The organism is Streptomyces sp. NPDC012825 (assembly GCF_042900925.1).
Taxonomy (GTDB): domain Bacteria; phylum Actinomycetota; class Actinomycetes; order Streptomycetales; family Streptomycetaceae; genus Streptomyces.
In genome coordinates, this window is record NZ_JBIBBZ010000009.1 from 148,144 (window position 1) to 171,574 (window position 23,431).

20 protein-coding genes are annotated in these 23,431 nt (G+C 73.0%); 10 read left to right on the forward strand and 10 right to left on the reverse strand.

Going from position 1 to position 23,431, the window contains the following annotated elements:
- Nucleotides 1–2: 2 nt before the first annotated feature.
- Nucleotides 3–182: a hypothetical protein gene (locus ACFY7E_RS20475; protein WP_389486760.1), complete on the reverse strand. Its 180-nt coding sequence runs from the start codon at nt 180–182 to the stop codon at nt 3–5.
- A gap of 203 nt (nt 183–385) precedes the next feature.
- Between ACFY7E_RS20475 and ACFY7E_RS20480 the strand changes: the two genes are divergently transcribed.
- From ACFY7E_RS20480 to ACFY7E_RS20490, 3 genes are all read left to right on the forward strand, one after another.
- Complete coding sequence (locus ACFY7E_RS20480) at nt 386–1,060, forward strand: hypothetical protein (protein ID WP_389486762.1); 675 nt, start codon at nt 386–388, stop codon at nt 1,058–1,060.
- 189 nt (nt 1,061–1,249) lie between these two features.
- A complete protein-coding gene (locus ACFY7E_RS20485; protein ID WP_389486764.1) occupies nt 1,250–1,429 on the forward strand; it encodes a hypothetical protein in 180 nt (59 codons plus the stop codon).
- 157 nt (nt 1,430–1,586) lie between these two features.
- The gene (locus ACFY7E_RS20490; protein ID WP_389486766.1) at nt 1,587–2,000 is read left to right on the forward strand and encodes a hypothetical protein; all 414 of its coding nucleotides are present in this window, start codon (nt 1,587–1,589) and stop codon (nt 1,998–2,000) included.
- A gap of 127 nt (nt 2,001–2,127) precedes the next feature.
- Here the strand turns inward: ACFY7E_RS20490 and ACFY7E_RS20495 are convergent, their stop codons facing one another.
- The 6 genes from ACFY7E_RS20495 to ACFY7E_RS20520 form a co-directional block, all read right to left on the reverse strand.
- On the reverse strand, nt 2,128–2,628 hold the full coding sequence (locus ACFY7E_RS20495) for a DUF1269 domain-containing protein (protein ID WP_389486768.1): 501 nt from the start codon (nt 2,626–2,628) through the stop codon (nt 2,128–2,130).
- 34 nt (nt 2,629–2,662) lie between these two features.
- Nucleotides 2,663–3,310, reverse strand: coding sequence for a hypothetical protein (locus tag ACFY7E_RS20500; protein ID WP_389486770.1), 648 nt, complete (start codon nt 3,308–3,310; stop codon nt 2,663–2,665).
- Between the two features lie 15 nt (nt 3,311–3,325).
- Complete coding sequence (locus ACFY7E_RS20505) at nt 3,326–4,420, reverse strand: chemotaxis protein (protein WP_389486771.1); 1,095 nt, start codon at nt 4,418–4,420, stop codon at nt 3,326–3,328.
- Nucleotides 4,421–4,576: 156 nt separating this feature from the next.
- Nucleotides 4,577–5,104, reverse strand: coding sequence for a DUF1269 domain-containing protein (locus tag ACFY7E_RS20510; RefSeq protein WP_389486772.1), 528 nt, complete (start codon nt 5,102–5,104; stop codon nt 4,577–4,579).
- Between the two features lie 132 nt (nt 5,105–5,236).
- Nucleotides 5,237–7,180: an MFS transporter gene (locus tag ACFY7E_RS20515; protein WP_389486774.1), complete on the reverse strand. Its 1,944-nt coding sequence runs from the start codon at nt 7,178–7,180 to the stop codon at nt 5,237–5,239.
- 130 nt (nt 7,181–7,310) lie between these two features.
- Entirely contained in the window at nt 7,311–9,662 is a 2,352-nt protein-coding gene (locus tag ACFY7E_RS20520; RefSeq protein WP_389486776.1) for a D-alanyl-D-alanine carboxypeptidase family protein, read from the reverse strand.
- Between the two features lie 162 nt (nt 9,663–9,824).
- On the opposite strand from ACFY7E_RS20520, the gene ACFY7E_RS20525 reads away from it, so the two are divergent.
- The 3 genes from ACFY7E_RS20525 (at nt 9,825) to ACFY7E_RS20535 (ending at nt 11,988) form a co-directional block, all read left to right on the forward strand.
- Nucleotides 9,825–10,523, forward strand: coding sequence for a GPP34 family phosphoprotein (locus ACFY7E_RS20525; protein ID WP_389486777.1), 699 nt, complete (start codon nt 9,825–9,827; stop codon nt 10,521–10,523).
- 213 nt (nt 10,524–10,736) lie between these two features.
- Nucleotides 10,737–11,597 carry a helix-turn-helix domain-containing protein gene (locus ACFY7E_RS20530; RefSeq protein WP_389486778.1) on the forward strand — a complete coding sequence of 287 codons (861 nt, stop codon included), beginning with the start codon at nt 10,737–10,739 and terminating at the stop codon, nt 11,595–11,597.
- Nucleotides 11,598–11,787: 190 nt separating this feature from the next.
- Entirely contained in the window at nt 11,788–11,988 is a 201-nt protein-coding gene (locus ACFY7E_RS20535) for a DUF397 domain-containing protein (RefSeq protein WP_383438903.1), read from the forward strand.
- A 133-nt stretch (nt 11,989–12,121) separates the two neighbouring features.
- On the opposite strand, the gene ACFY7E_RS20540 is transcribed toward ACFY7E_RS20535, so the two are convergent.
- Nucleotides 12,122–13,240, reverse strand: a complete 1,119-nt coding sequence (locus tag ACFY7E_RS20540) for an ADP-ribosylglycohydrolase family protein (RefSeq protein ID WP_389486779.1) — start codon at nt 13,238–13,240, stop codon at nt 12,122–12,124.
- Between the two features lie 144 nt (nt 13,241–13,384).
- A complete protein-coding gene (locus ACFY7E_RS20545; protein WP_389486780.1) occupies nt 13,385–15,970 on the reverse strand; it encodes a bifunctional FO biosynthesis protein CofGH in 2,586 nt (861 codons plus the stop codon).
- 166 nt (nt 15,971–16,136) lie between these two features.
- On the opposite strand from ACFY7E_RS20545, the gene ACFY7E_RS20550 reads away from it, so the two are divergent.
- Nucleotides 16,137–16,895, forward strand: coding sequence for a GNAT family N-acetyltransferase (locus tag ACFY7E_RS20550; RefSeq protein WP_389486782.1), 759 nt, complete (start codon nt 16,137–16,139; stop codon nt 16,893–16,895).
- 111 nt (nt 16,896–17,006) lie between these two features.
- Nucleotides 17,007–17,474: a carboxymuconolactone decarboxylase family protein gene (locus ACFY7E_RS20555; protein ID WP_389486783.1), complete on the forward strand. Its 468-nt coding sequence runs from the start codon at nt 17,007–17,009 to the stop codon at nt 17,472–17,474.
- 263 nt (nt 17,475–17,737) lie between these two features.
- Here the strand turns inward: ACFY7E_RS20555 and ACFY7E_RS20560 are convergent, their stop codons facing one another.
- A complete protein-coding gene (locus ACFY7E_RS20560) occupies nt 17,738–19,303 on the reverse strand; it encodes an APC family permease (RefSeq protein WP_389486785.1) in 1,566 nt (521 codons plus the stop codon).
- Between the two features lie 391 nt (nt 19,304–19,694).
- On the opposite strand from ACFY7E_RS20560, the gene ACFY7E_RS20565 reads away from it, so the two are divergent.
- Both ACFY7E_RS20565 and ACFY7E_RS20570 read left to right on the forward strand, forming a co-directional pair.
- A complete protein-coding gene (locus tag ACFY7E_RS20565) occupies nt 19,695–22,808 on the forward strand; it encodes a BTAD domain-containing putative transcriptional regulator (protein ID WP_389486787.1) in 3,114 nt (1,037 codons plus the stop codon).
- A 203-nt stretch (nt 22,809–23,011) separates the two neighbouring features.
- Nucleotides 23,012–23,230, forward strand: coding sequence for a hypothetical protein (locus ACFY7E_RS20570; protein ID WP_389486789.1), 219 nt, complete (start codon nt 23,012–23,014; stop codon nt 23,228–23,230).
- Nucleotides 23,231–23,431: the final 201 nt, after the last annotated feature.

Here is a 23,431-nt window from a genome sequence, read left to right on the forward strand (position 1 = left end):
CGTCACCACAGGTGCAGGAAGCTCCGGGCGTCGTCGTAGCCGTCGACGGCCCGACCGTCCACGTCCGTCGGGTCGGCCTCGGCCCGCGTCGCCGGCGACTGCGCCGGCGCGAGGGCTTCATCGCTGAGTCGCCCGAAGCGTCGAGCGGTGTGTCCGAGGCACAGGCCGGCCAGTCCGAGCAATTCGTCGCGATCCGGACAGTGTCAACGCGCGTCGGGCGGAGGAACCGGTACGGGTTTCGGCAGTGGCGGACGTGCCGAGGTCGTGGCGCGTGATGTCCACGGCCTCGGTGGTCGCCGGGAGGAAAGTCGGAGGTTTCGGTGACCGGGACGGTCTGCCGCGCCTGAGGGTTGAAGACCGATTCAATCCGACTCAGGAGCACCCGATGCCTGAAGAGATGCGCGGCGCGAGCTCGGCATCCCTCGAACCGCCGGTGCGGACGACGTCCGAAGGCGATGAGCTCACCGCGTCCGGGGACGAGACCTCGGCCGACGCGCCGCGTGAACACTCGGACGAGACGCGCGAGCAGTTGGCACGTGCCGTCGAGCAGTCCGGCATGCACATCGCGCGCATGGCGAAGAAGGCCGGCCGGCCGATGGCCGAGGACATGTGGCAGCAGATCCTCGTCGGCCTCGAGCGCAGGTTGCTGAGGCGCGGCCCGGTCGAGGAACTCGACCCCTATCTCAACAGCTGCGTGACCAAGGCGCTGAGCAGGTTACGGACCACGATCGAGGTTCTGGTGGGCGACGAGACGCTCGACGCGCTGCGTCAGCGGCAGCACGGCGACGAGCAGCTCGACAGCGTGCTGCTGCACAACACCGAGCTGTTCGAAGCCGCGCGCGGGGTCATCGAATCCGGTGTCCTCACCCCTCAGGAGGCCCAGGTCTACGTTCTGGCCCAGGTCCTGGGCGAGGACAACGCCGTCGTGGCCGAGTGGGTCGACCCGCCGACCACCGTCAAGGCGGTCGCGCAGGCGAAGTACAGGGCGGTGCGAAAGGTGAACAAGGCCTACCGGCAGGGCAGGTTCCGGCACCTCGGTTACGAACCTCCGCACGCCTGAGGGAGGGCTGGAGCACCCCGCTCCCGTACGGCCCGGCGACTCCGGTCCGTTCGGGGGCGGGGGGAACCAGCACCCCCGTCCGAGAAGCGGGTCCCGCGTCCCACCGGCAGGTGCGCGGGACCCGTCCCGGCTCGGCCCCGCGGTTTCCCGACCCGGAGGTTGAGCGGAAACGGCATAGGAGCGCAAAGGATGCTAACCACAGTAATCAACTCGATCGCGACACTCGGGGCCGCGTGGAGCGGCTTCGTGTCATGGTGGTTCGGGCTCGTCACACCGAAGTGCGCCGTCACCCTGCCCCGGCTCGTCCTCGCCCCCGACAGCGAGGAGACGGTTCGTACGAACCTGCCCCGGCAGGTGGTGCGGCTGTAAGGAACCACCTGCGCGGCAACGCTCGCGGCGCGTCACACGGGGAGACCCGCCGCGACGAAGGAAGGGCCTCCGGTGATCGGGGGCCCTTCCTCGTGCTGAAAGGAGGTACCGAGGCCGGCGAGCCTGCACCATCGGCACCGAGGAAACGATGAACGGCTTGATCGCGGAACTTCTCGCTCAGGGCGCGTCCTGGTACGTCGTCCTTCCCCTGCTGCTGCTCATGTCACTGATCGTGCTCATCCGCACCTTGGCCGCCGGCATCGCCGTCGTGCTCAAGGCCGTGCATCCCGGCGACTCCGCGGATGCCGTCCGGATGCAGGCCGACCGCATACGGCACCGGCAGTTCAAGGCCCGACGCCGTGACGGGAATCGACGCGCCAGGGTCGCCCGCCGGGCCTGCGTCCGAGCAGGCGTCCGCGCGTGGTTCCACAGGCGCCGCAATGCCCGCGTGATCGGCGGACCGGTTCCGGAGATCGTCCTGCCCGGGCTCGTCCTCCCCCTGGGGGATCTCCCACCTCGTTCCAGGAGCCGGGCCGCGTTCCCCCGGTGCGGCGAGAGGCACAGGGCCTGAACGCCGGACGCCCCGCAGTGGCTCCGGCGCGGCCGGTCGGCACGGGCCACCGGCCGGGCAGGACGCCGACCGGCGATCGCGGAAGGCCCGGCCGCCCACGTGCCGGAGGCCCGTGGGCGGCGTCGTGTCAGGCCGCCCCGGTGGATCCCGTCAGCTGCTCCGCGAGTTCCCGTTCGCTCTCCTCCGGGAGGGAGGTCTTGAGGACGGTGCCGCCGAAGGGTTCCACGGCCGTGGCGAAACGGTCTTCGGTGATCTTGGTGGCCATGACGACGAGCGCTGCCGAGCCGGGGGCGAGGAGGTCGCTCACCTTCTGGCGGAAGCCCCGGTCGACGCCCATCTGGTTCAGCTTGCCGATGAGGCCGCCGAGGGCCGCGCCGACCACTCCGATGCCGGGGGTCAGGACGATCATGCCGAGGACCAGGCCCCAGAGTGCTCCGGCCGTGGCCGAGAGGGCGATCTCCTCCGTCTTCGCGGGGGTGTCCACATGGGTCTCGCCGTCCTCGTCGACCCGGACGACCGCCAGGCCCTTCAGTTCGACGACATGGTCGTCGCGCAGCTTCTGGACCGTCTTGAACGCCTTGCGGGCCACGGCGTGGTCGTCGTAGCCGATGACGATGAGTTCGGACATGGGGGTCTCCTCTGTGGAGGGGTGCGACAGCGGTTCAGTACCTCTGCGCCTTGGTCAGCCTCGCCGTCAGCACCGGTTCGGCCGGCTGCCGGCTGACGACCAGGGGCTGTTTCCGGTCGCCCGGTGCCAGCTCCTCGGCGCCCGCGTACCGGGTCTCGACGACCTTGCCCGACGGGTCCAGGAAGTCGACCTGGGCCGCGTACGAGGCCTTCTCGTCCGTCTTGTTGGTGATGGTGACGACCACGGCGAGCAGGCCGTTCGCGTCGGCTCTCGGCTTGCCCGTCAGCGCGATCTCGCCCAGGGCGTTCCCCCGGCCCTCCACGCCCTTCAGGGCGTCCTGGGCCTGCTTGCGGGAACGTTCCGTCTCGGCGCCGATCGACGCCGCGCGCTCCGACTCCCGCGCGGAGGCCGAGGCCGCCGCGGACGACGCCGACTCGCGCGCGGCGGAGGCCGCCGAGGACGCCGCCGAGGCGAGGCCGGAGGGGGCCCCGCCGGAGAAGGAGGCGGTGTCGGGCGGCGTGGGGGCGCCGCTGAACGTCGGGGCGCCGCCCTCGTCGCCCCCCGAGTCGCAGGAGACCAGGCCGGCCGCGCCGAGCGCGGTGACGACGACGGCGACGGCGGCGCCCGCCGCCCGGGTGCGGAGCCGTTTTCCGGCGGTGGTGCGGGAGGGGGTGGTGTTCATGAGGGTCTCCGGGAGTCAGTAGCGCAGTACGGCGGCGATGCGGGCGACGTCGGACAGGGAGTCGTCCCGGACGAACCGCACCTCGGCACCGGTCTCCAGGGCCTGTTCGACGATCTCGTCCACGATGTCGTCGCGGGCGTCCAGGTCGGAGGCCTCCGCCGGTTCGAGGTGGTCCCCGTGGTCCCGTACGGCCGCCCGGTAGTGCTCCTCGACCGCGAGCAGGTGGATCCGGCCCTCCCGCGCCGCCCGCCACACCTCGTCGAGGCCGCCGGCGTACTCCCGCCGGCCCCGGGCCGCGTCCAGTTCGGCCAGGACGGTGGTCGTCAGGGCCGCCTCGTGGGCCTCCGTCAGGGGCTCGAGCGCCTTCCGCACGGCCTCGGCCGGCCCGTGCCCCAGGCCGCCCTGGTGGACCGGGACCGTCCCCTGCGGCAGGGACCCGGTCTCCTCCAGGAGCGAGACGGCGGGCGCCTCGCCGAGCACGTACAGCGGACGCGGCTCGGACGCGAGGACGGTCCGCAGCGCCTGGTGCGCGTCCCGGAGGAAGGTGCGGGTGTCCTCGTCCTGGAACGTGCTCGGCACCTCCCCGACCCGCTCCTCCCGCTCCACGTCCTGGGGCTCCAGGCTCCGCGTGAACGGGAAGCCGTCCCCCGTGTGCTCGACGGTCCGCTCCGGACCGCCGCTCCACAGCGAGACCCGGTCGGCGGCCACGGTCAGCGCCCAGTACGGGCGTTCGGCCGCCTGCGCGGCGACGAGGTTGCGGGTGAGGAAGGTGTCCGCGAGGACCACCCGCTCCGGCACCTCCCGGGCCACCGTCCACACCTGGTGCTCGCCGGGCGCCACGAAGACCACCAGGCCGTCCTCCGCGTGCACGAGGTCGATCTCGGCGGCGGCCCGCTCCAGCTGGTCGAGCACGTCCGCGCGCCGCTCCCGCGTCACTCCCGGGTCCTCGTCCAGGGCCTTCTCGGCCCGCGCGAGGAGGTTGCGCAGCCGTACGGGGTCCTGGGCGCTGTCCGGCTCGCGGCGGTGGGTCGGCATCACGAGCGACACGGCGGGGTACGGGCGGGGCCGGCGCAGCTCGGCGAGCGCGTCGGCACTGAGCGCGGGGTGCATGGGAGGCCTTTCGGGTGGGGGAGGGAGGGGGCGGGGCCGCGTGCGTGCGGCGGTACGGGCTCCCGCGCGCGTACGGGGCGGACTCCCGTGCACGCACGGGCGGGTCCCGGGTCCCGGGTCCCGGCCCGCGGGGCCGTGGTGGCGGAGGCGGGGGGCCTAGGGAGTCGTGGCGGAGACGTGGACCGGGCCCGGGGCGTCCGGGCGGCCCGTGAGCCGTTCGGTCAGTTCCCGTTCGTCCTCGTCGCTGAGCGAGGTCTTCAGGACCGTGCCGCCGTGCGGCCGCATCGCCGCCGTGAACTTGTCGTCCGTGAGCTTCGACGCCATGAGCACGACCGCCGCCGAGCCCGGCTTCAGCAGGTCGCCCACCTGCTCGCGGAAGCGGTCGTCGACGCCCGACTTGGCGAGTCCGCCGACCAGGCCGCCCAGGGCCGCGCCCGTCACGAGGCCGACGCCGGGCAGCAGGAACAGGATCCCGAAGATCGCTCCCCACAGGGCGCCCGTGGCGGCGGTGGCGGCGACGACCCGGGCGGAGGTGTCGACGTGGGTGCGCCCTTCGGCGTCGACCGAGACCGTCGCGAGCCCGTTCAGGCGCACGACGTGGTCCCGTTGCAGGTCCTGCACCGTGCCGAGGGCCCGCTCGGCCTCGGCGGGGTCGTCGTAGCCGATGACGATGAGCTCGGACATCCCTGTCCACCTCCAGAAGGCGCCGTGCGGGGCACCACGGTCCACGCACCGACATCCTTGTCCGGAATGTCCGTTTTCGCGACTCGGTGGAGGCGCACGGGGACCCTGCGGAGGTCTCCTAAGGGCGGCGGCTCAGCGCAGTTCCTCCGGGCAGGCCGTGCCCCGGGAGAGCTTGTACGGGGAGCCGAGGCGGTAGACGCCCGCCTTCGGCGCGAGGAGCTCCGTCCACTCGTCGCCCTCCGCGTCCGCCTCCGTCCGGAACAGGCAGCCCTCCTCGTTGGCGAAGACCTTGGGAAGCTCGGTCTCCGACTCCTCGCGGGCCAGCTTCGACTCCTCGGTCTCCTGCGGCGGCTCGATCTTGCCGCCGTGCTCGTCCATGAGGGCGAGCCACGGCGAGTACGGCACGCGGATGAGGACCCGGCCGGGGCTGTCGACCCGGATGACGACCTCGTTCGCCGCCACGCTCTCGACCCGGGCGGGCGGCTCCGCCAGCGGGGTCGGGTCCGCGACCTCGTACAGGCGCCAGTTCGCGTCCGACCAGACCTGCTTCAGGTACGGCAGTCCCTCGTCGACCAGCTCCGCCTCCCGCTCGGCGCCCGAGTCGGGGGCGCCGGTCGGCAGGACCACGAAGTGGACGGCCCAGCGGTCGAGCCAGTCCTGGTAGTTCACGGCGTTGAGGGTGTCGTCGTAGAAGAGCGGGTTGCGCTCCATGTCGGCCTGCCGGTTCCAGCCCCGCGCCAGGTTGATGTACGGGCTGAGCGCGGAGGACTCGCGGTGGCTGGAGGCCGGCACGACCTCGACCCGCGCCTTGCCCGCGCCCCGCACCTGGAGCTGGTGGACCAGCGGGGCCAGCTCGCGCGCCCAGGAGGCGTCCGGGGCGGTGCGGATGACGTCGTCGACGCCCTTGAAGCCGATCCAGAAGTTCAGGCCCGCGAAGGCGAGCAGCAGCGCGTACCAGCGGCGCGAGCGCGGCGCGGTGTACGGCAGGGCGGCGAGCAGCACGACCCCGGCGAAGAGCATCGGCAGCCGGGAGATGTTCGAGCCGATCTGGGAGTCGATCGCCCAGGTGAGGAAGGTGCCCACCACGTACACGGCGGCGGCGACGCGGACCGTCCGCCAGTCCTTCGGCACGAGGAGGACGATCAGGGCCCCGAAGACCATCGGCAGCGCGGCCGAGCCGAAGGCCATCGGCTGCGTGCCCGAGAAGGGGAAGAGCCAGGAGGAGAGGGCGACCACGACCACGGGGGCGAGGCCGAGGGCGTACGCGCCGGGGCGCCGCTTGTTGAGGAAGAGCGCCGCCGCCGCCACCCCGAGGAAGAGGCCGGCGACCGGGCTGCACGCGGTCGCGAGCCCGGCGAGCGGGGCGGCGACCACCGCTTTGGCCCAGCGCTTGCGGCGCCAGCGGTGCGGCCAGCAGAAGACGGCGGCGACCGCGCCGACCGCGAACATCATGCCGAGGCCGAAGGTCACCCGGCCGGACAGGGCGTTGCAGAGGAAGGCGAAGACGCCCGCGACCGCGCAGGCCATCGAATTGCGGACGGCCCGCACCCGCACCAGGATCAGCGCGGTCAGCGCGGCCGACAGGGTCCCCGCGACCATCATCGTGGTGCGGACGCCGAGCACCGACATCAGGTACGGCGAGACGACGCTGTACGAGACCGGGTGCATCCCGCCGTACCAGGCGAGGTTGTACGCGGAGTCCGGGTGCCGTCCGACGAACTCGGCCCACGCGTCCTGCGCGGCCAGGTCCCCGCCGCTGTTGGCGAAGAGGAAGAACCAGAGGACGTGGGTGAGGGCGGCGAGTCCCGTGGCCACCAGGACGGTGTGGCGGCGCTTGCGCCGCCGGGCCGGAGCGATCGTCTCCGGGGCGGGCCGCTGCGCCGGAAGCGGTATTCGCGAGAGCGAAGGGACCGCGGGGGCGGCGACGGTTCCGGTGAGGGTGCCGGGGACGGCGGCGCCCCCGGACGCGAGGGGGGTGCCGTCGGACGGATCGGACGGGACCGACCGGTCCGAGGGGCCCGAGGGATCCGGGGGGAGGTCCGCGCGGTCGGCGCGTGTCGGCTCGGCGGTGGTCACTGCGGCCCTTTCCCGTACGTCCCGTCTCACTCCGCGCGGAGGTCCACGCGCGCTTCTCGTCCCCCGGAAACGCTAACAGCAGGACGCCCCGGAGAACCGGGGCGTCCTGCCGGTCGGTCGACCCGCCCGGTCAGCCCACGCGGGTGAGCTTCTTGTCGAAGCCCGGCTCCGCCAGGTCGGCCTGGAGGGCCACCGGGGAGCTGACCCTGCCCGCGCCCGTGCCGATCGAGACCTGGCCGACGACGTCGCCCGCCCTGCCGCTGTGCGGGACGCTCTTCCCGCCGTCGGTGAGGTCCAGCGTCACCTTCAGGCCCGGCCAGCCGACCGCCTTGAGCTCCTTGGTGGCGACGACCGGGGTCTTTCCGCCGAGTCCGTCGTCGACGTAGCCGAGGACCTGGCCCTTGCGGACCACGGCCGCCGAGGTGACGTCCTCCTGCGCCTGCTTGATCAGCTCGTAGCTGTAGTCGATGGAGAGCTTGAGCTTGTCGTCGAGGATCCGGGCGTTCTTGGCCCCCATCACGATGCCGAGGATGCGGCGGTTCTGGCCGTCGACGATCGTGTTCGCCGACCAGAGCAGGTTGCCGCCGGCCGGGGTGGAGGAGCCGGTCTTGATGCCGCTGACGCCGGGCTTCAGCAGGATGCTGTTGTTGTTGTAGATCGTCCCGGGGATGCCGTCGATGGTGACCTCCGGCAGGTTCACGATGTCGCGGAACACCTCGTACTGCATGACCGCCTTCGCCAGCTTGAGCTGGTCCTTCGGGGTCGAGACCGTGCTGTCCAGCAGGCCGGACGGGTCCGTGTACGTGGACTGGGTCATGCCCAGCTCCTTGGCGGCGGCGTTCATCTTCTCGACGAACGCGGCCTCGGAACCGGCGTCCCAGCGGGCGAGCAGCCGGGCCACGTTGTTGGCGGAGGGGATCATCAGGAGCTGGAGCAGCTCCTTCTGCGAGAAGGTCTGGCCCTCCTGGACGGGCGCCTTCGACTCGTGCGCCGCCTTCCCCTGGTCGGCGGCCTTCTTGTCGATCGCGATCTCGGGACCGTTCTGCTTCCCCTTGAGGGGGTGGTCGCGGAGGATCACGTACGCCGTCATCGTCTTGGTGACGGACGCGATCGGAGCCGGCTTCTGCGGCCCGTACGCGCCCATGGAGCCGACGCCCTCGACCTCGACGGCGCCCTGGCCCTCGCCGGGCCACGGCATCTTCAGCTCGCCGCCCTCGAAGGTGAAGGTCGGTGCGGCGGAGAGCTTCAGGGCGGGCGCGGGCAGCGGGCGGACCATCTGCGCGATCGCGAAGACGATCAGGAGGAGCAGGACCAGGGGGGTCCAGATCCGGACCCGGCGGAGGGTCGTCCGCAGCGGGCTCGGCGGCGGGGGCGGGGTGTTCGTCAGCTCCGCGAGCAGGTCGAGCGGGGGGAGCGGGGGCAGCGGCTGCTGCCGGGTCCGCTCCGGCTCGGTGAGCGCCGCCGGCACGGGGGCGTCGGAGGCCTTGGCTTCCTTGGATTCCCTGGGGGCGGTCTCGGCCTCCGGTGCCTTCCGCTCGGCCGGGATGTCGGGCCGCAGCGGCAGGAAGGTGCTGGTGCGCTCGCTGTCGCTGTCGGTGTCCGTGCCTGCGGCCGTGCCCGTACCCGTGCCCACGGAACCGGCCGGAAGCTTCAGGGCGGTCGTCGGCTGGTCCACGGGCGGACGGACCATCTTGAACATGGCCGTCGGCTGGTCGACGGGCTTCTCGTCGTCGACGTCCTGAGAGTCCTCGGCGTCGTCGGCGTCTTCGGAGACCTCGGCGTCTTCCGCGTCGTCGGCCTCCTCGGCGGGCTCCGGGGCCTTCGTCGCCCCGGGCCTCGCGTCGGCGTCCGGCTTCCGGGCGGCGAACCAGGAGTCGGCGGACGCCTTGTCCTCGGCGGGGGCCTCGTCGTCGGAGTCGGCACCGTCGGAGTCGGTGTCGGCGTCCACGGGCGCGGCAGCCGTCCCGTCCTCGTCCGTCTCCGCCCCGTCCACGGCCTCGGCGGGCTCCGGGGTCTCCTCGGACGCGGTGGGCTCCCCGGCGGGCTTCACCGGGTCCTCGGGCTCGTCCGTGGTGGCGACCCACGCCGCCACGGCCGCCTTGAGCCGCTCGCTCTCCGGCTCCGGCGCCTCCTCCGACGACTCCGGCGACTCCGAGTCCGCCTCGGAGTCCGAGTCCGGCTCCTCCGGCTCGGCGTCCCCCTTCGGGGCGTCGTCGCCGGACGTACGCGGCGTCAGGTTCTTGAACACGGCGGTCGGCCGGTCCACCCGCACCGGGGAGTCCGGAGCCTCGGACGAGGACGCCGAGGCCTCCGCCGAGGACGACGCGATCGACTCGGCCGACGAAGGCTCTGACTCCCGGAGCGCGGAAAGCCGGGGATCCCGGCCGCCGCCGCCCGAGGCCGCCGCCGTCTCCCGCGACGACCCCTGCTGCTCCGCCCTGTCGGGGGACTCGCCCGCCACCGTGCCTCCTCCATGCGTCATGCGTACGTCCGAACCGTCTACCAGTGTCCTGTGTGAACCCCTTGGCCCCCGTGCTAGACGAGAACGACATACCTACCGGTTCCCGGATGAACCACCCGGGTGCTCTCGACAGATGAATGTGAGAGGGGTCACCCTGTCATTCATCCACGCGGGGAGGCATGGATGGGCAGGAGCCGCAGAACCATTCCGGAGGAGCTTCTGCTGCTCGCTCTGGACCCGACCACGGGTACCACAGCGCAGCCGCAGTCGCTCGACCTCGGCCTGGCCGGAGCACAGCTAGTGGAGCTGGCGCTGGCAGGCCGGATAGCCCCTGACGGGGATCGTATCGCCGTGGTGATGCCACGGCCGACCGGAGATCCGACACTGGACTCCGCGCTGGAACTGCTGCGCAGGCGCGGCAGCCCGGTTCGGGCCGTCCACTGGATAGGCGGGCCCCGACTGGGGCTCCGTCAGACGTATCTCTCGCATCTGGAGCGATGCGGCATGGTGCATGCCGTGGAGGGCCAGATGTGCGGGGTGTTGCCGACGACTCGCTACCAGGCGACGGACACGGCGATCAGTCGGGAGATCCGTTCCCGGCTGGACAGTGCGATCCGCACCGGCGTACCGCCGGACCCGCGGACCGCGGCGCTTGCCGCGCTGGCCCATGCGGTCGGTCTCGGGAAGCACCTCTACCCCGGCAACGAAGGACGGTCGTCGCGGTCCCGGCTGCGCGACCTGATCCGGCACGACCCGATGGGCGGTCTCGTGGCGCACGCCGTGATGGACGTCCAGAACGGCGCGGGGGCGCAACCGCGCCGAAGCGCCCAGGGCGTTCCGGCGCAGCCACGCGGCGGCATGGCCCGCGCGGCGGCGCACTGAGCACCACGGCGCACGAAGCACCACCGAGCACCACGGCACCGAGGCGCCGCACGAACCATCACGGGAGCCGCACAGCAGTGCGGGGCGGTCTGGACGACCGCCCCGCACATGTGCGTTGTCCCCGTTTCCCAGCGCACGCACGGCCTTTGGTGGCAGTCTGCCAAGCGGTAGGTACGCAGAGCTACGCAGCAGACAGCCGGAGGTGCAGTTTCCGTGGCGTCCAACGTCAACCCCACCGTCAGGCGACGCCGATTGGGCCAGGAGCTGCGCAAGCTCCGGGAGGCGAAGAACATGACGGCCGAGCAGGTCGCCGAGCGCCTGCTCGTCTCCCAGTCCAAGATCAGCCGCCTGGAGAACGGCCGTCGTTCCATCAGCCAGCGTGACGTCCGCGACCTGTGCGGCGTGTACGAGGTCGAGGACGAGCGCATGGTCGAGTCCCTCATGCAGATGGCCAAGGACTCGCGCCAGCAGGGCTGGTGGCACGCCTTCGGCGACATCCCGTACAGCGTCTACATCGGTCTGGAGACGGACGCGGAGAGCCTGCGGATGTACGAGCCGCAGATCATCCCCGGACTGCTCCAGACCCACGAGTACGCCGAGGCCGTGATCGCCGGCGCGCTGCCGGAGTCGACGCCCGCGGACATCGAGAAGCGGGTCCAGGTCCGCACCCGCCGCCAGGAGCGGATCCGGGACGAGGAGCGTCCGCTGCGTCTCTGGGCCGTCATCGACGAGGGCGCGCTGCACCGGATCGTCGGCAGCAGGCAGTTGATGGTGCAGCAGCTGGAGCACCTGCTCGAACAGTCGCAGCTGCCGCACGTCACCGTGCAGGTGATGCCGTTCGACATGGGCGCGCACCCGGGGATCAGCGGGCAGTACTCGATCCTGGAGTTCCCGGACACCTCGGACTCCAGCGTCGTCTACATCGAGGGCGTCACGAGCGACCTGTACCTGGAGAAGACCCAGGACGTCGGCAAGTACAGCGTCATGTACGAGCACCTCAGGGCGCAGGCGCTGAACGTCGACCAGACCAGGGAGTTCATCTCGAAGATGGCCAAGAAGCACGCCCAGGGCTGAGGCCCGGACCGGGTGGGCAGGCACGGTACACCCGGTCATCGCTCCCACGGAAGCCCGGTTGGAATATGCCACTCGGACGTGTGAACGCCGGTCACGTCGCCCGGGACCGGCGAGTAGCGTCGATCACGTCGTCAAGAACGTTGGCGCGACACATCCCTGGCAGAGACTGGCAGAACCGGAGCTGAGCAGCATGGCGATTATTCAGGGTGGTACGGACACCTGGACGAAGTCCTCCTACTCGGGTGGGAACGGGGCCTGCGTCGAGGTGAAGTCCCCCGTCGCGGCCGCGATCGCGGTGCGGGACTCGAAGGCCCCCGAGGGCCCGTCCCTCGCGTTCGGACCGGGTTCCTGGAACGCCTTCGTCGGCGAGGTGAGCACCGGGGCCCTCTAGTCCCCCGGGGCCGTCCGGCCCCCGGTGCCCGTGCGCGGTCACCAGTGGTACGCAGTGCGAAAGAGCCCTCTCGTCCGGTCCGCCGTCCTGGCCGAGGGGGCTCGGTCCTTTTCCGGAACGGCCCGCCCGCGCGTCAGCCCCTCGGGTAGCGCGCCAGCCAGCCCGGCGCGGACTCCTCGGGGGTGTGCAGGGCGGCGCCCTGGGTCATCTCCATCGAGAAGTCGTCCGCCAGCTCCAGGACCGTCCCGCGGCCCTCCAGATCAGCCAGCCAGGCCGGCGGGAGGGCCGTCTCGCCGTGCAGGGCGCCGAGTAGGGCCCCGGTGAGCGCGCCGGTCACCGACGAGGGCCCGTCGTGGTTCACGGCGAGCCGCAGCCCGTGCCGTACGTCCTCGCCGACCAAGGCGCAGTAGACGGCCGCCGCGAGCTGCCCCTCGGCCCGGTCCCCGTCCGCCCCGAGGGCGGTCACCCGCTCCGCGTCCGGGACTCCCTCCCGTACGGCTCCGAGGGCACGGCCGAGCGCCTCGGTGACCGGCTCGTGGCCGGGGCGCGTCGCGAGCTGCTCCAGGGCTCCGGCCACCGCCGCCTCCACGGAGCCGCCGCGGGCCAGGCCGTGGACGGTGACGGCGAGGGCGCCCGCCGCGAGGAGGGCGGCCGGGGCGCCGTGCGTCTGGGCGGCGCACTCCACGGCGAGCCGGCAGACGAGCTGCGGCTCCCAGCCGACGAGCAGTCCGAAGGGGGCCGAGCGGGCGAGGGCGCCGGAGTCGCCGGCCTCCGGGTTCTTGGGCTTGCCGGGGGTGCCGAGGCGTTCGTCGCCGAGGCCGGTGAGGCAGGCGCGGGGCGGGTTGCGGCGGGCGTAGAGCCACTCCTCGTTGGCGAGCCAGCCGTTGTCCTTGCGGCGCTCGTCGGGTCCCCAGTCGCGCTGGGTGGCGGCCCAGCGCAGCTGGGCCCGGTGGACGTCGGTGGGCGGGTGCCAGGCGCCGGTGTCGCGGCGGACCTGGGCGCGGATCAGGCCGTCGACGGTGAAGAGGGCCGTCTGGGTGGCGGCGGTGACGGCGCCCCGGCGGCCGAAGGCGGGGACGGGGTCGGTGAGTCCGTCAGGTCCGTGGGCCTCGCGCAGTTCCGCGAGGGAGGATCCGTCGGCGCCCGCCCCCAGCGCGTCGCCGAGCGCCCCGCCGAGCAGACAGCCCCGTACCCGGGCCCGGAAGTCCTGCTGCTCGGCACGGCCCCACACGGCCGCGGCTGTGGTGGTCACGACCTGCCCTCCCCCGGTCGGCGGTTCGCTGTCGGTTCCCTGGCCGCACTGTAATGGACCGGATACGGGCCTTCGCGGGCCCGGAACGTTATGTGTTCCGACGTCCCCGGGGCCCGTTCCGACCACAGTCCGGGGGATGCGTCCTCACTCCGCCGGGAGCACGGGGAGGAGTTCCGGCAGGTGCCCGTCGGAGGCCTCGGCCGTGCGCCGCCGCTCCTCCGGCACCTCCCCGTAGAGGGTCGTGCGGGGCTTCGCCGGGCGGCCCGCCGCCTCCGCGATGGCCTCCAGGTCCCCGATGGAGCGGTACGAGCCGTAACTCGATCCCGCCATGCGGGAGATGGTCTCCTCCATGAGGGTGCCGCCCAGGTCGTTGGCGCCCGAGCGGAGCATCTCGGCGGCGCCCTCCGCGCCCAGCTTCACCCAGCTGGTCTGGATGTTGGGGATGTGGGGGTGGAGGAGGAGGCGGGCCATGGCGGTGACCGCGCGGTTGTCGCGGACGGTGGGACCGGGGCGGGCGATGCCGGCGAGATAGACGGGGGCGTTGGTGTGGATGAAGGGGAGCGTCACGAACTCGGTGAAGCCGCCCGTCTCCTGCTGGATGCCGGCCAGGGTGCGGAGGTGGCCGAGCCAGTGCCGGGGCTGGTCCACGTGTCCGTACATCATCGTGGAGGAGGAGCGCAGGCCCAGTTCGTGGGCGGTGGTGATCACCTCGATCCAGGTGGCGGTGGGCAGCTTGCCCTTGGTGAGGATCCAGCGGACCTCGTCGTCGAGGATCTCGGCGGCCGTGCCGGGGATCGAGTCGAGCCCGGCCTCCTTCGCGGCCGTCAGCCACTCGCGGATCGAGAGGCCCGTGCGGGAGGCGCCGTTGACGACCTCCATCGGGGAGAAGGCGTGCACGTGGATGCCGGGGACGCGTTCCTTCACAGCGCGGGCGACGTCGAAGTAGGCGGTGCCGGGCAGGTCGGGGTGGATGCCGCCCTGCATGCAGACCTCCACCGCGCCGACCTCCCAGGCCTGTTCGGCACGGTCGGCGACCTGGTCGAGGGAGAGGGTGTACGCGTCGGCGTCGGTGCGGCGCTGGGCGAAGGCGCAGAAGCGGCAGCCGGTGTAGCAGACGTTGGTGAAGTTGATGTTCCGGGTGACGACGTACGTGACGTCGTCGCCGGCCACCGACTTCCTGAGGTCGTCGGCGATCCGGGTCAGGGCGTCCAGGGCGGGGCCGTCGGCGTGGAGGAGGGCCAGGGCCTGCGGGTCGGTGAGCCGGGTGGGGTCGTCGGCGGCGACGGCGAGCGCCTCGCGGACGTCGGTGTCGATGCGCTGCGGGACCATCCCGGGGGCGGCGGCCTCGCGCAGCGCCTCCCAGTCGCCGTACACCTCGTCGAAGTCCTCGCGCCGGTCGCCGGTGCGGCCCTCGGTGTCGACGGTGCGGTGCAGGTCGGTGCGGCCGGTGGCGGTGAAGGCCTCGTCGGGCTCCTGCCAGGGCAGGCCGCGCACGGGTGCGTCGGGGTTCGCCAGGCCCGTCTCCGGGTCGGCGAGGGCGCGGACGTGCGGGAGGAGCCGGGGGTCGAGCCAGGGTTCTCCCCGGGTGACGAACTCGGGGTAGACGCAGAGGCGTTCGCGCAGCTCGAAGCCGGCGGCGGCGGACCGGGCGGCCAGTTCCTCGATCTTCGGCCAGGGCCGCTCGGGGTTGACGTGGTCGATGGTGAGCGGCGAGACCCCGCCCCAGTCGTCGACGCCGGCCGCGATGAGCCGCTCGTACTCGGCGTCGACCAGGTTCGGCGGGGCCTGGAGGCAGGCGGAGGGGCCCATGATCAGGCGGGCGACGGCCACGGTGGCGACCAGGTCGTCCAGCTCGGCGTCCGGCATCCCGCGCATCGCCGTGTCCGGCTTGGCGCGGAAGTTCTGGATGATCAGCTCCTGGATCGAGTGGTGGGCGCGCGCGATCCGGCGCAGCGCGAACAGCGACTCGGCCCGCTCCTCCGGGGTCTCCCCGATGCCGAGCAGCAGCCCCGAGGTGAAGGGCACGGAGGAGCGGCCTGCGTCCTCCAGGACCCTGAGCCGCACGGCCGGTTCCTTGTCGGGGGACCCGTGGTGGGGGCCGCCGGGCTCGGACCACAGCCGGGTCGCGGTCGTCTCCAGCATCATCCCCATCGAGGGCGCGACGGGCTTGAGCCGCTGGAAGTCGGTCCAGGACAGGACCCCGGGGTTGAGGTGCGGGAGCAGCCCGGTCTCCTCCAGGATGCGGATCGCCATGGCCCGCACGTACGCGATCGTGTCGTCGTAGCCGTGCGCGTCGAGCCACTCGCGCGCCTCCGGCCAGCGGTCCTCGGGCTTGTCCCCGAGCGTGATCAGGGCTTCCTTGCAGCCGAGCGCGGCGCCGCGCCGGGCGATGTCGAGGACCTCGTCGGGCGACATGAACATCCCGTGCCCGTCCCGGCGCAGCTTGCCGGGGACGGTGACGAAGGTGCAGTAGTGGCACTTGTCGCGGCAGAGGCGGGTGAGCGGAACGAACACGCTCTTGGAGTACGTGATGACCCCCGGCCGCCCGGCCGCCTCCAGACCGGCGTCCCGCACGCGCCCGGCGGACGCCACCAGATCCGTCAGATCGTCCCCGCGCGCCCGCAGCAGCACGGCGGCCTCGGTGACGTCGAGCGCGACCCCGTCCCTGGCCCGCCTCAGGGCCCGGCGCATGGCGTTCTCGGTCGGACGTGCTGCCTGGTGATCCGTCATGCCCCGAGCATACGAGCGGGTACGGGGAGGGGACCGGGACCCCGCACCCGGCCCGCCCGCGTCCGGCCCTTCCGCGCCCGGCTCCCCCTGTACCCGGCCCGCCCGCATCCGGCCCTTCCGCGCCCGGCCCTCCCGCGTCCGGCTCCCCTCCCCCTACCGTGGCCCGGTGCTGAAGCGAATCGAGACGTACTACGACACCGTCCCCCGGTCCTCCGCCCGCGCCGAGGAGTTCGGGCCGCTGACCCTGTTCGTACGGGAGGGGGAGGGCTGGCCCTTCTACGCGCGGCCCGCGCCCGGGCACGAGGGGGAGGTCCCGGTCGCGGCCGTGGAGCGGGTGCGGGCCCGGCAGCGGGAGTTGGGGGCGCCCGAGGCCTTCGAGTGGGTCGCGGAGACGGCTCCGGGGCTGCGGGCGGCCGTGGAGGCGAGCGGGCTCGCCGTGCACGAGCACCCGCTGATGGTCCTGGAGGGCCCGGGGCTCGCCGTGCCGGAGCCCGGGGGCGCCACCGTACGGATGGTGGACGCGGGCGACCCGGGTCTGGAGAGCGCCGTCGCCGCCCCGTACGCCGCCTTCGGCTTCCCGCCGGAGCCCGGCGTCGCCGGGCGGACCGCCGAGCGGATCACGGCCGGCCTGACCCGGCTGGCGGCGGCCTTCGACGACACGGAGGGCGGTACGAGAAGGAGTGTCGCCCTCGCGGCCGGGCAGTACCAGCCCGTGGGGGACGTCGCCGAGGTCGTCGGCGTGGGCACCGTCCCGGCGGCCCGGCGCCGGGGGCTCGGCCTCGCGGTCACGGCCGCCCTGGTCGCGGACGCCCGGGCCCGGGGCGCGGAGCTGGTGTTCCTGTCGGCCTCGGACGCGGACGTGGCCCGGCTCTACGGCCGGCTCGGCTTCCGCACGGTCGCGACCGCCCTCATCGCGGAGGCGTAGGGACCGGGAAGAAATTTCGGGGAGGGTGCCGCCGTCGTGTCACATCCCCGGCCTCCGTTCCGTCATCGCGGTGACAGCACGTCCCGAACGAGACGCCGAGGAGCGATCACCATGGCGCACACCCCCGAGGCCCGCATGACCAACCCCGCCTACGTCCTGCCCGACGCGGGCGCCGCGATCCAGGGCCTCGTGAAGGCCGCCCGCCAGGGCGGGGTCTCCGAGGAGATCCTGGAGCTCGTGCACCTGCGGGCCAGCCAGATCAACGGCTGCGGCTTCTGCGTGGACTACGGCGTGAAGAACGCCCGGAAGGAGGGCGTGAGCGACGACAAGCTGTTCGCGGTCGCCGCGTGGCGCGAGTCCCCGCACTTCTCGGACGAGGAGCGGGCGGCGCTCTCGCTCGCCGAGCACGCGACCCGCATCGCCGACAGCACAGACGCCGTGCCGGACCCGGTGTGGGACGCGGCGGCCGACCACTTCGACGAGAAGCAGCTCGCCTCGATCGTGCTGATGATCGGCCTGACGAACTTCTTCAACCGGCTGAACGTCACCGTCCGGCAGCCGGCGGGCGTGGCCCTCTGACCGCACGGGGCCCGGTGGTACGGGGCCCGGTGGTACGGGGTTCGACCGCACCAGGTCGTCCCGCATCACCTCGGCCCGCAGCTCGGCGACGGACTCGACGTCCGTCGCCCGGCCGGGGCGCAGCGTCCGGTCGGTCGTCTCCCCCGCGGTTCTCATGGGCGCATCCTGGGCGGGGCCGCGACCGGCGCCCCGGACGGACGAAGGCGGCGGGACCCCCCACGGGCCCGCCGCCTTCGCGTCTCTCGTGACTCAGGAGCGTCCGGTCAGTCCGCCACCACCAGGGACGGAGTCTCCTTGGTCAGGACCTCGCCGCGGAAGAAGGCCGGGCTGCGGCGCTGCATGACCAGCATGATCACCACGCCGAGGAGCAGCAGACCGACGCCGATCACGAAGACCGAGCCCATGCCGAGGACGGCGGAGCCGGAGCCGTACGCCGGGTCCCACATGTCGTACAGGGTCTTGCCGAAGACGGCGGTGAGCATGAGGCCGCCGAGCAGCGGCATCAGGCCCTTGAAGGCGAAGTCGCGGAAGGAGCGGAACAGCTCCTTGCGGAAGTAGCGGACGCAGGCGAAGGCCGTGAGCGCGTAGTAGAAGCAGATCATCAGGCCGAGGGCGTAGATGGTGTCGACCAGGACGTGCTCGCTGACCAGGGTCATCACGGTGTAGAAGACCCCGGTGGCGACGCCCGCCACGACGGTGGCCCGGCCGGGGGTCTTGAAGACCGGGTGGACCTCGGTGAAGGACTTCGGCAGCGCCTCGTACGTGGCCATCGCGAGGACCGTGCGGGCGACCGGGATGAAGGTCGTCTGGAGGCTCGCGGCGGCGGAGGCCAGGACCGCGACGAAGAGCAGGATGCCGAGCGTGGGGCCCATGACGGGGCCGGCGAGGGCGGCGAAGACGTTGTCGGAGGTCTCCGGGTTGGCGAGGCCGAGGCCCTTCTCGCCGGAGCCGACGACCATCTGCGCGGCGATGCCGGTGGCCAGGTAGGAGCCGACCAGGACGACCATCGCGATGAGGGCGGCGCGGCCGGGGGTCTTCTCGCTGCCGGTGGTCTCCTCGTTGGTCGCCATGCAGGCGTCCCAGCCCCAGTACATGAAGATCGAGAGCGAGAGTCCGGCCGTGAAGGCGGCGAAGGACTGCACCGCGAAGGGGTTCATCCAGGACCAGGAGAAGTCGACCGAGGTCTCGAAGGAGCCGGCCTTCGAGAGGGCCATGCCGACGAAGACGGCGAGGACGACGAGCTGGAGGCCGACGAGGGTGTACTGGACGCCCTTGGTGGCGGTCATGCCGCGGTAGCTGATGGCGGTGGCGGCGGCGATGAGCGTGAGGCAGGTGACGATGTGGACGGCCTTGTTGCCGTCCAGGGCGGCGACGGACTCGCTGCCGGTGATCTCGCCCGCGAGGAGCCAGAAGTAGGAGGTCGCGACGCCGGCCAGGTTGGAGAGCACGATGATCGTCGCGATCACGAGGCCCCAGCCGCACATCCAGCCGATCTTGGGCCCGAAGGCCTTCACGGTCCAGGTGAAGGAGGTGCCGCAGTCCGGCATGGCCTTGTTGAGCTCCCGGTACGCGAAGGCGACGAGGAGCATCGGGAGGAAGCCCGCGAGGAAGACGGCGGGCATCTGGAGTCCGACCTCGCCGGCGGTGGAGCCGAGCGTGGAGGTCAGACAGTAGACGGGGGCGACGGTGGAGACGCCGATGACGGCGCTGCCGAGGAGGCCGACGGAATTGCCGCCGAGGCCTTTGGTGCGCACGCCGTGCGTGTCGCCCGGGGCGTCGACGCCCCTTACCGTGTCTCCGGCCAGCGGCCGTGCTTCCACCTGAGTCATGAACAGGACGTTAAATGCTGCGGTTTCCACATCCGGAAGATCGCAATCCTCTCGCGTGATCGATCATCGCCTTGCATTGGGCGGGTCGAAGCGGCCGATCGCCAATGATTGAAAGATCGACCAACCGGACTACCCGACCAACCGGTAGGTCCGCCGTACGGCGTCCGATATGCGGGAACCGCAGCGTGGCCCGAAATGTCCGTTTCGAAATTTTCCCGAGGAATTTTCCGGGCGGTCGCCGGGGCCTCCCCGGACGGCTCCCCCGGGCCGTCGGCCGGGCCCCGTGCAACGGTCCGGCAACGGCTCCGCTCCGTCCGGCCCGATGCTGACGGACCCCCTCCGGACAAGGCAGACTGTCTTGGGCGAAACCAGCGGTACGGCAGGGGGAGCTATGGACCGTGAGGACGGGCCGCGAGTCCCGGCGCAGCGGACTGCGGAAACGGGCGGGAACGCCACGGAGGGCCCGACGGGCCCGGGGACCCCGGCCGGTACGGGCGGGGGCGGGGGCGCCGGTACGGGCGGGGGTGCGTACGCCGGTACGGGTGGGGGCCCGGGCGCCGGTACGGACAAGGGCGCGGACGCCGGTCCCGGGGCGGCGGGCACGGGTGGCGCGGCGCTCCGCTTCGGAGTGCTCGGGCCCGTACGGGCCTGGCGGGGCGACGAGGCCGTGCCCACCGGGTCGCCGCAGCAGCGGGCCCTCCTCGCCGCCCTCCTCCTGCGCGGCGGCCGCACCGCCACCGCCGCCGAGCTGATCGACGCCCTCTGGGGCGAGGAACCGCCCTCCCAGGCCCTCGCGGCGGTCCGCACCTACGCCTCCCGGCTCCGCAAGGCCCTCGGCCCCGAGGTCCTGGTGAGCGAGTCCGGCGGCTACGCCCTGCGCGCCGCCGCCGCCGCGCTCGACCTCACCGCCGCCCGGGAGCTGGCCGCCGAGGCCGAGAAGCTGCGGGCGGGCGGGGACCGGGCGGGCGCCCGGGCGCGGCTCGCCGGGGCCCTCGACCTGTGGGACGGCGAGGTCCTCGCCTCCGTGCCGGGCCCGTACGCCGAGGCCCAGCGCACCCGCCTGGAGGAGTGGCGGCTCACCCTCCTGGAGACCCGGCTCGACATCGACCTGGAGGTCGGCGCGCACGCCGAGGCCGTCTCCGAGCTGACCGCGCTCACCGCCGCGCACCCGCTGCGCGAGCGCCTGCGCGAACTGCTCATGCTGGCGCTCTACCGCGGCGGACGGCAGGCCGAGGCGCTCGCCGTGTACGCCGACACGCGCCGGCTCCTCGCCGACGAGCTGGGCGTCGACCCGAACCCCGAGCTGTCCCGGCTCCAGCAGCGCATCCTCCGGGCCGACGCCGAGCTGGCCCGGCCCGTCGAGGAGCCCGCCCCGGCCGCCGCGCCCGTCGCGCGCCCGGCGCAGCTCCCGGCGACCGTGCCGGACTTCACCGGCCGCGCCTCCTTCGTACGGGAGCTGGGCGCCCGGCTCGCCGCCGCCGAGGGGCACGTCATGGCGGTCTCGGCGCTCGCGGGCATCGGCGGCGTCGGCAAGACGACCCTCGCCGTGCACGTGGCCCACGAGGCCCGGCCGCACTTCCCGGACGGGCAGCTCTACGTGGACCTCCAGGGCGCGGGGTCCCGCGCCGCCGCGCCCGAGACCGTCCTCGGCTCCTTCCTGCGCGCCCTCGGCACCCCGGACTCGGCCATTCCCGACTCGCTGGACGACCGGGCCGCGCTCTACCGCTCCACGCTCGACGGCCGCCGGGTCCTGGTCCTCCTGGACAACGCCCGCGACGCGGCCCAGATCCGCCCGCTCCTGCCCGGTACGGCGGGCTGCGCGGCCCTGGTCACCAGCCGGATCCGGATGGTCGACCTGGCGGGGGCGCACCTGGTCGACCTGGACGTGATGTCCCCGGAGGAGGCGCTCCGGCTCTTCACCCGGATCGTGGGCGAGGAGCGGGTGCGGGCCGAGCGGGAGGCCGCGCTCGACGTGGTCGCGGCCTGCGGCTTCCTGCCGCTGGCCATCCGCATCGCCGCGTCCCGGCTGGCGGCCCGCCGCACCTGGACGGTGTCGGTCCTGGCGGCCAAGCTGGCGGACGAGCGGCGGCGGCTCGACGAGCTCCAGGCGGGCGACCTGGCGGTCGAGGCGACGTTCGAGCTGGGCTACGGGCAGCTGGAGCCGGCCCAGGCCCGCGCCTTCCGCCTGCTCGGCCTGGCCGACGGGCCGGACGTCTCGCTCGCGGCGGCGGCGGCCGTCCTCGACCTGCCGCTCCAGGACACGGAGGACCTCCTGGAAGCCCTGGTCGACACGTCCCTCCTCGAATCGGCGGCCCCGGGCCGCTACCGGTACCACGACCTGGTCAGGCTCTACGCGCGCGCGTGCGCGGAGAGGGACGAGCAGCCCCCGTCGGAGCGGGAGGCGGCGCTCTCCCGCCTCCTCGACTTCTACCTGTCGACCGCCGCCCGCGTGTACGCCATCGAACGCCCCGGCGACCGGCTCGTGGACCACCTGGAACCCACCGACTACGACGGCCTGGCCTTCACCGACCGCCACGAGGCCCAGGACTGGCTCTACGCCGAGGCGAACTGCCTCCTGGCCACGGTCCGCCGCTCCGCCACCTCCCCGGCGACCCTGCGGCGGGGGGTGGACCTGCTGTGGGCGTCGCTGGACCTCGCGGAGTCGGGCGCGAACTCCCGGGAGTACGAGGCGGTGGCGACGGTGCTGCGGGAGGCGGCGGGGCGGCGGGGCGATACGCGGGCGAAGGGCCGTGCGGCGCTGACCCTGGCGTACGTCCAGCACGTGACGGGCCGGTTCGACGAGGCGGACGGCGAGGCCCGCGAGGCGATGGACCTGGCGTCCTCGACCGGGGACGCCCTTCCCCTGTGCTGGGCCGCCAACGCCCTCGGGATCATGGCGCTCTACCAGGGGCGCACCGAGGACGGGGAACGCTTCCTGACCCGGGCCACCGCGGCGTTCCAGGCCTGTGACGACGAAGCCGGTGAGGCCAGCGCCCTGTGCAACCTCTCCCGCATCCACCTGGCCATGGGCCAGACGGAGGTCGCGGTCGAGCTCGCCCAGCGCGGGACCGGGATGTACGACACGCTGGGGCACGCCCTCAAGGGCGCCAACGGCCGCTACGCGCTGGGACTCGCGCTGACCGCGAGTGGGCGGCTCGATGAGGCCACGACCCGGCTCACCGAGGCACTCGACGTCTTCCGGGACAGCCGGCAGCGCCTCTGGGAAGGCATGTCGCTCTTCCGGATCGCCGAGGTGGACATCGCGGCCCGCCGATACGCCCAGGCCGCCTCGAACTCCGAACTGGCGCTGGTCGTCCTCCGCGGAGTCGGCGGTGAATGGCGTCGCGGACAGGTCCTCGTCGTCCTCGGCCGTGCTCTGTCGGGCATAGGGCAGCACGGCCGGGCGCGGGTCTGCTGGCAGGAGGCGCTGGACATCTTCACCGAACTCGGTTCGGCGGAGGAAGCGGACGTACGGGCCCTGCTGTTGGAGACCGCCGCCGCGTAGCCGCTGAACTGCCCGTTCATCGTTCGTTTATGGGCATGGGGCAATGTTCTTCCCACGATCCGTCGCGTCGGGGGGCAGACGGGTCACCGGTAAGGCCGTCACACCGTCGCACTAGGGTGAACGGCTCCGGGTGGGGCCGCCCTGCAGTCCACGGGGGAACAGCCGGACGGTCCCACCCGCCCCATCCGAAGTAACAACGGGAGATGATCAGCATGGCCGACCTGGACCCCACCGAGCCGAGCGCCGCCGGCGAGGAGATCGTCAGCAAGAACATGCACGCGACCGACGCACCGCTCGCCGGCTCCGTGGCCGCGAAGCTCGGCATCAACGGCAACATGCACGCCACCACGGAGCCCGTCGACGGCAATGTCGTCACGGCCACGACCGACAACATGCACGCCACGTCGGAGCCGGCCAACTAGACCGCTCCCCGGGGGAAGGGGCCGCGGCGGTTTCGGGGGAAGCCGCCGGGGTCCGGGCGGGTCCGGTCGACGGGGGAGCACACGGGTTCGGGGGACGTCCGGCGGCACCGGGGGGAGCCGTCCGGACGCGGCCCGTGCGCGACGCGGTCGGACAACCGCACAGGAGGGGCCGGGCACCTGCCCGGCCCCTTCGGCGTGCCC

Coding starts and splice junctions, on each gene's coding strand:
- ACFY7E_RS20480 (WP_389486762.1), top strand. CDS start 386: ATGCCTGAAGAGATGCGCGGCGCGAGCTCGGCATCCCTCGAACCGCCG.
- ACFY7E_RS20485 (WP_389486764.1), top strand. CDS start 1,250: ATGCTAACCACAGTAATCAACTCGATCGCGACACTCGGGGCCGCGTGG.
- ACFY7E_RS20495 (WP_389486768.1), bottom strand. CDS start 2,628: ATGTCCGAACTCATCGTCATCGGCTACGACGACCACGCCGTGGCCCGC.
- ACFY7E_RS20500 (WP_389486770.1), bottom strand. CDS start 3,310: ATGAACACCACCCCCTCCCGCACCACCGCCGGAAAACGGCTCCGCACC.
- ACFY7E_RS20505 (WP_389486771.1), bottom strand. CDS start 4,420: ATGCACCCCGCGCTCAGTGCCGACGCGCTCGCCGAGCTGCGCCGGCCC.
- ACFY7E_RS20510 (WP_389486772.1), bottom strand. CDS start 5,104: ATGTCCGAGCTCATCGTCATCGGCTACGACGACCCCGCCGAGGCCGAG.
- ACFY7E_RS20520 (WP_389486776.1), bottom strand. CDS start 9,662: ATGACGCATGGAGGAGGCACGGTGGCGGGCGAGTCCCCCGACAGGGCG.
- ACFY7E_RS20525 (WP_389486777.1), top strand. CDS start 9,825: ATGGGCAGGAGCCGCAGAACCATTCCGGAGGAGCTTCTGCTGCTCGCT.
- ACFY7E_RS20535 (WP_383438903.1), top strand. CDS start 11,788: ATGGCGATTATTCAGGGTGGTACGGACACCTGGACGAAGTCCTCCTAC.
- ACFY7E_RS20545 (WP_389486780.1), bottom strand. CDS start 15,970: ATGACGGATCACCAGGCAGCACGTCCGACCGAGAACGCCATGCGCCGG.
- ACFY7E_RS20555 (WP_389486783.1), top strand. CDS start 17,007: ATGGCGCACACCCCCGAGGCCCGCATGACCAACCCCGCCTACGTCCTG.
- ACFY7E_RS20560 (WP_389486785.1), bottom strand. CDS start 19,303: ATGACTCAGGTGGAAGCACGGCCGCTGGCCGGAGACACGGTAAGGGGC.
- ACFY7E_RS20565 (WP_389486787.1), top strand. CDS start 19,695: ATGGACCGTGAGGACGGGCCGCGAGTCCCGGCGCAGCGGACTGCGGAA.
- ACFY7E_RS20570 (WP_389486789.1), top strand. CDS start 23,012: ATGATCAGCATGGCCGACCTGGACCCCACCGAGCCGAGCGCCGCCGGC.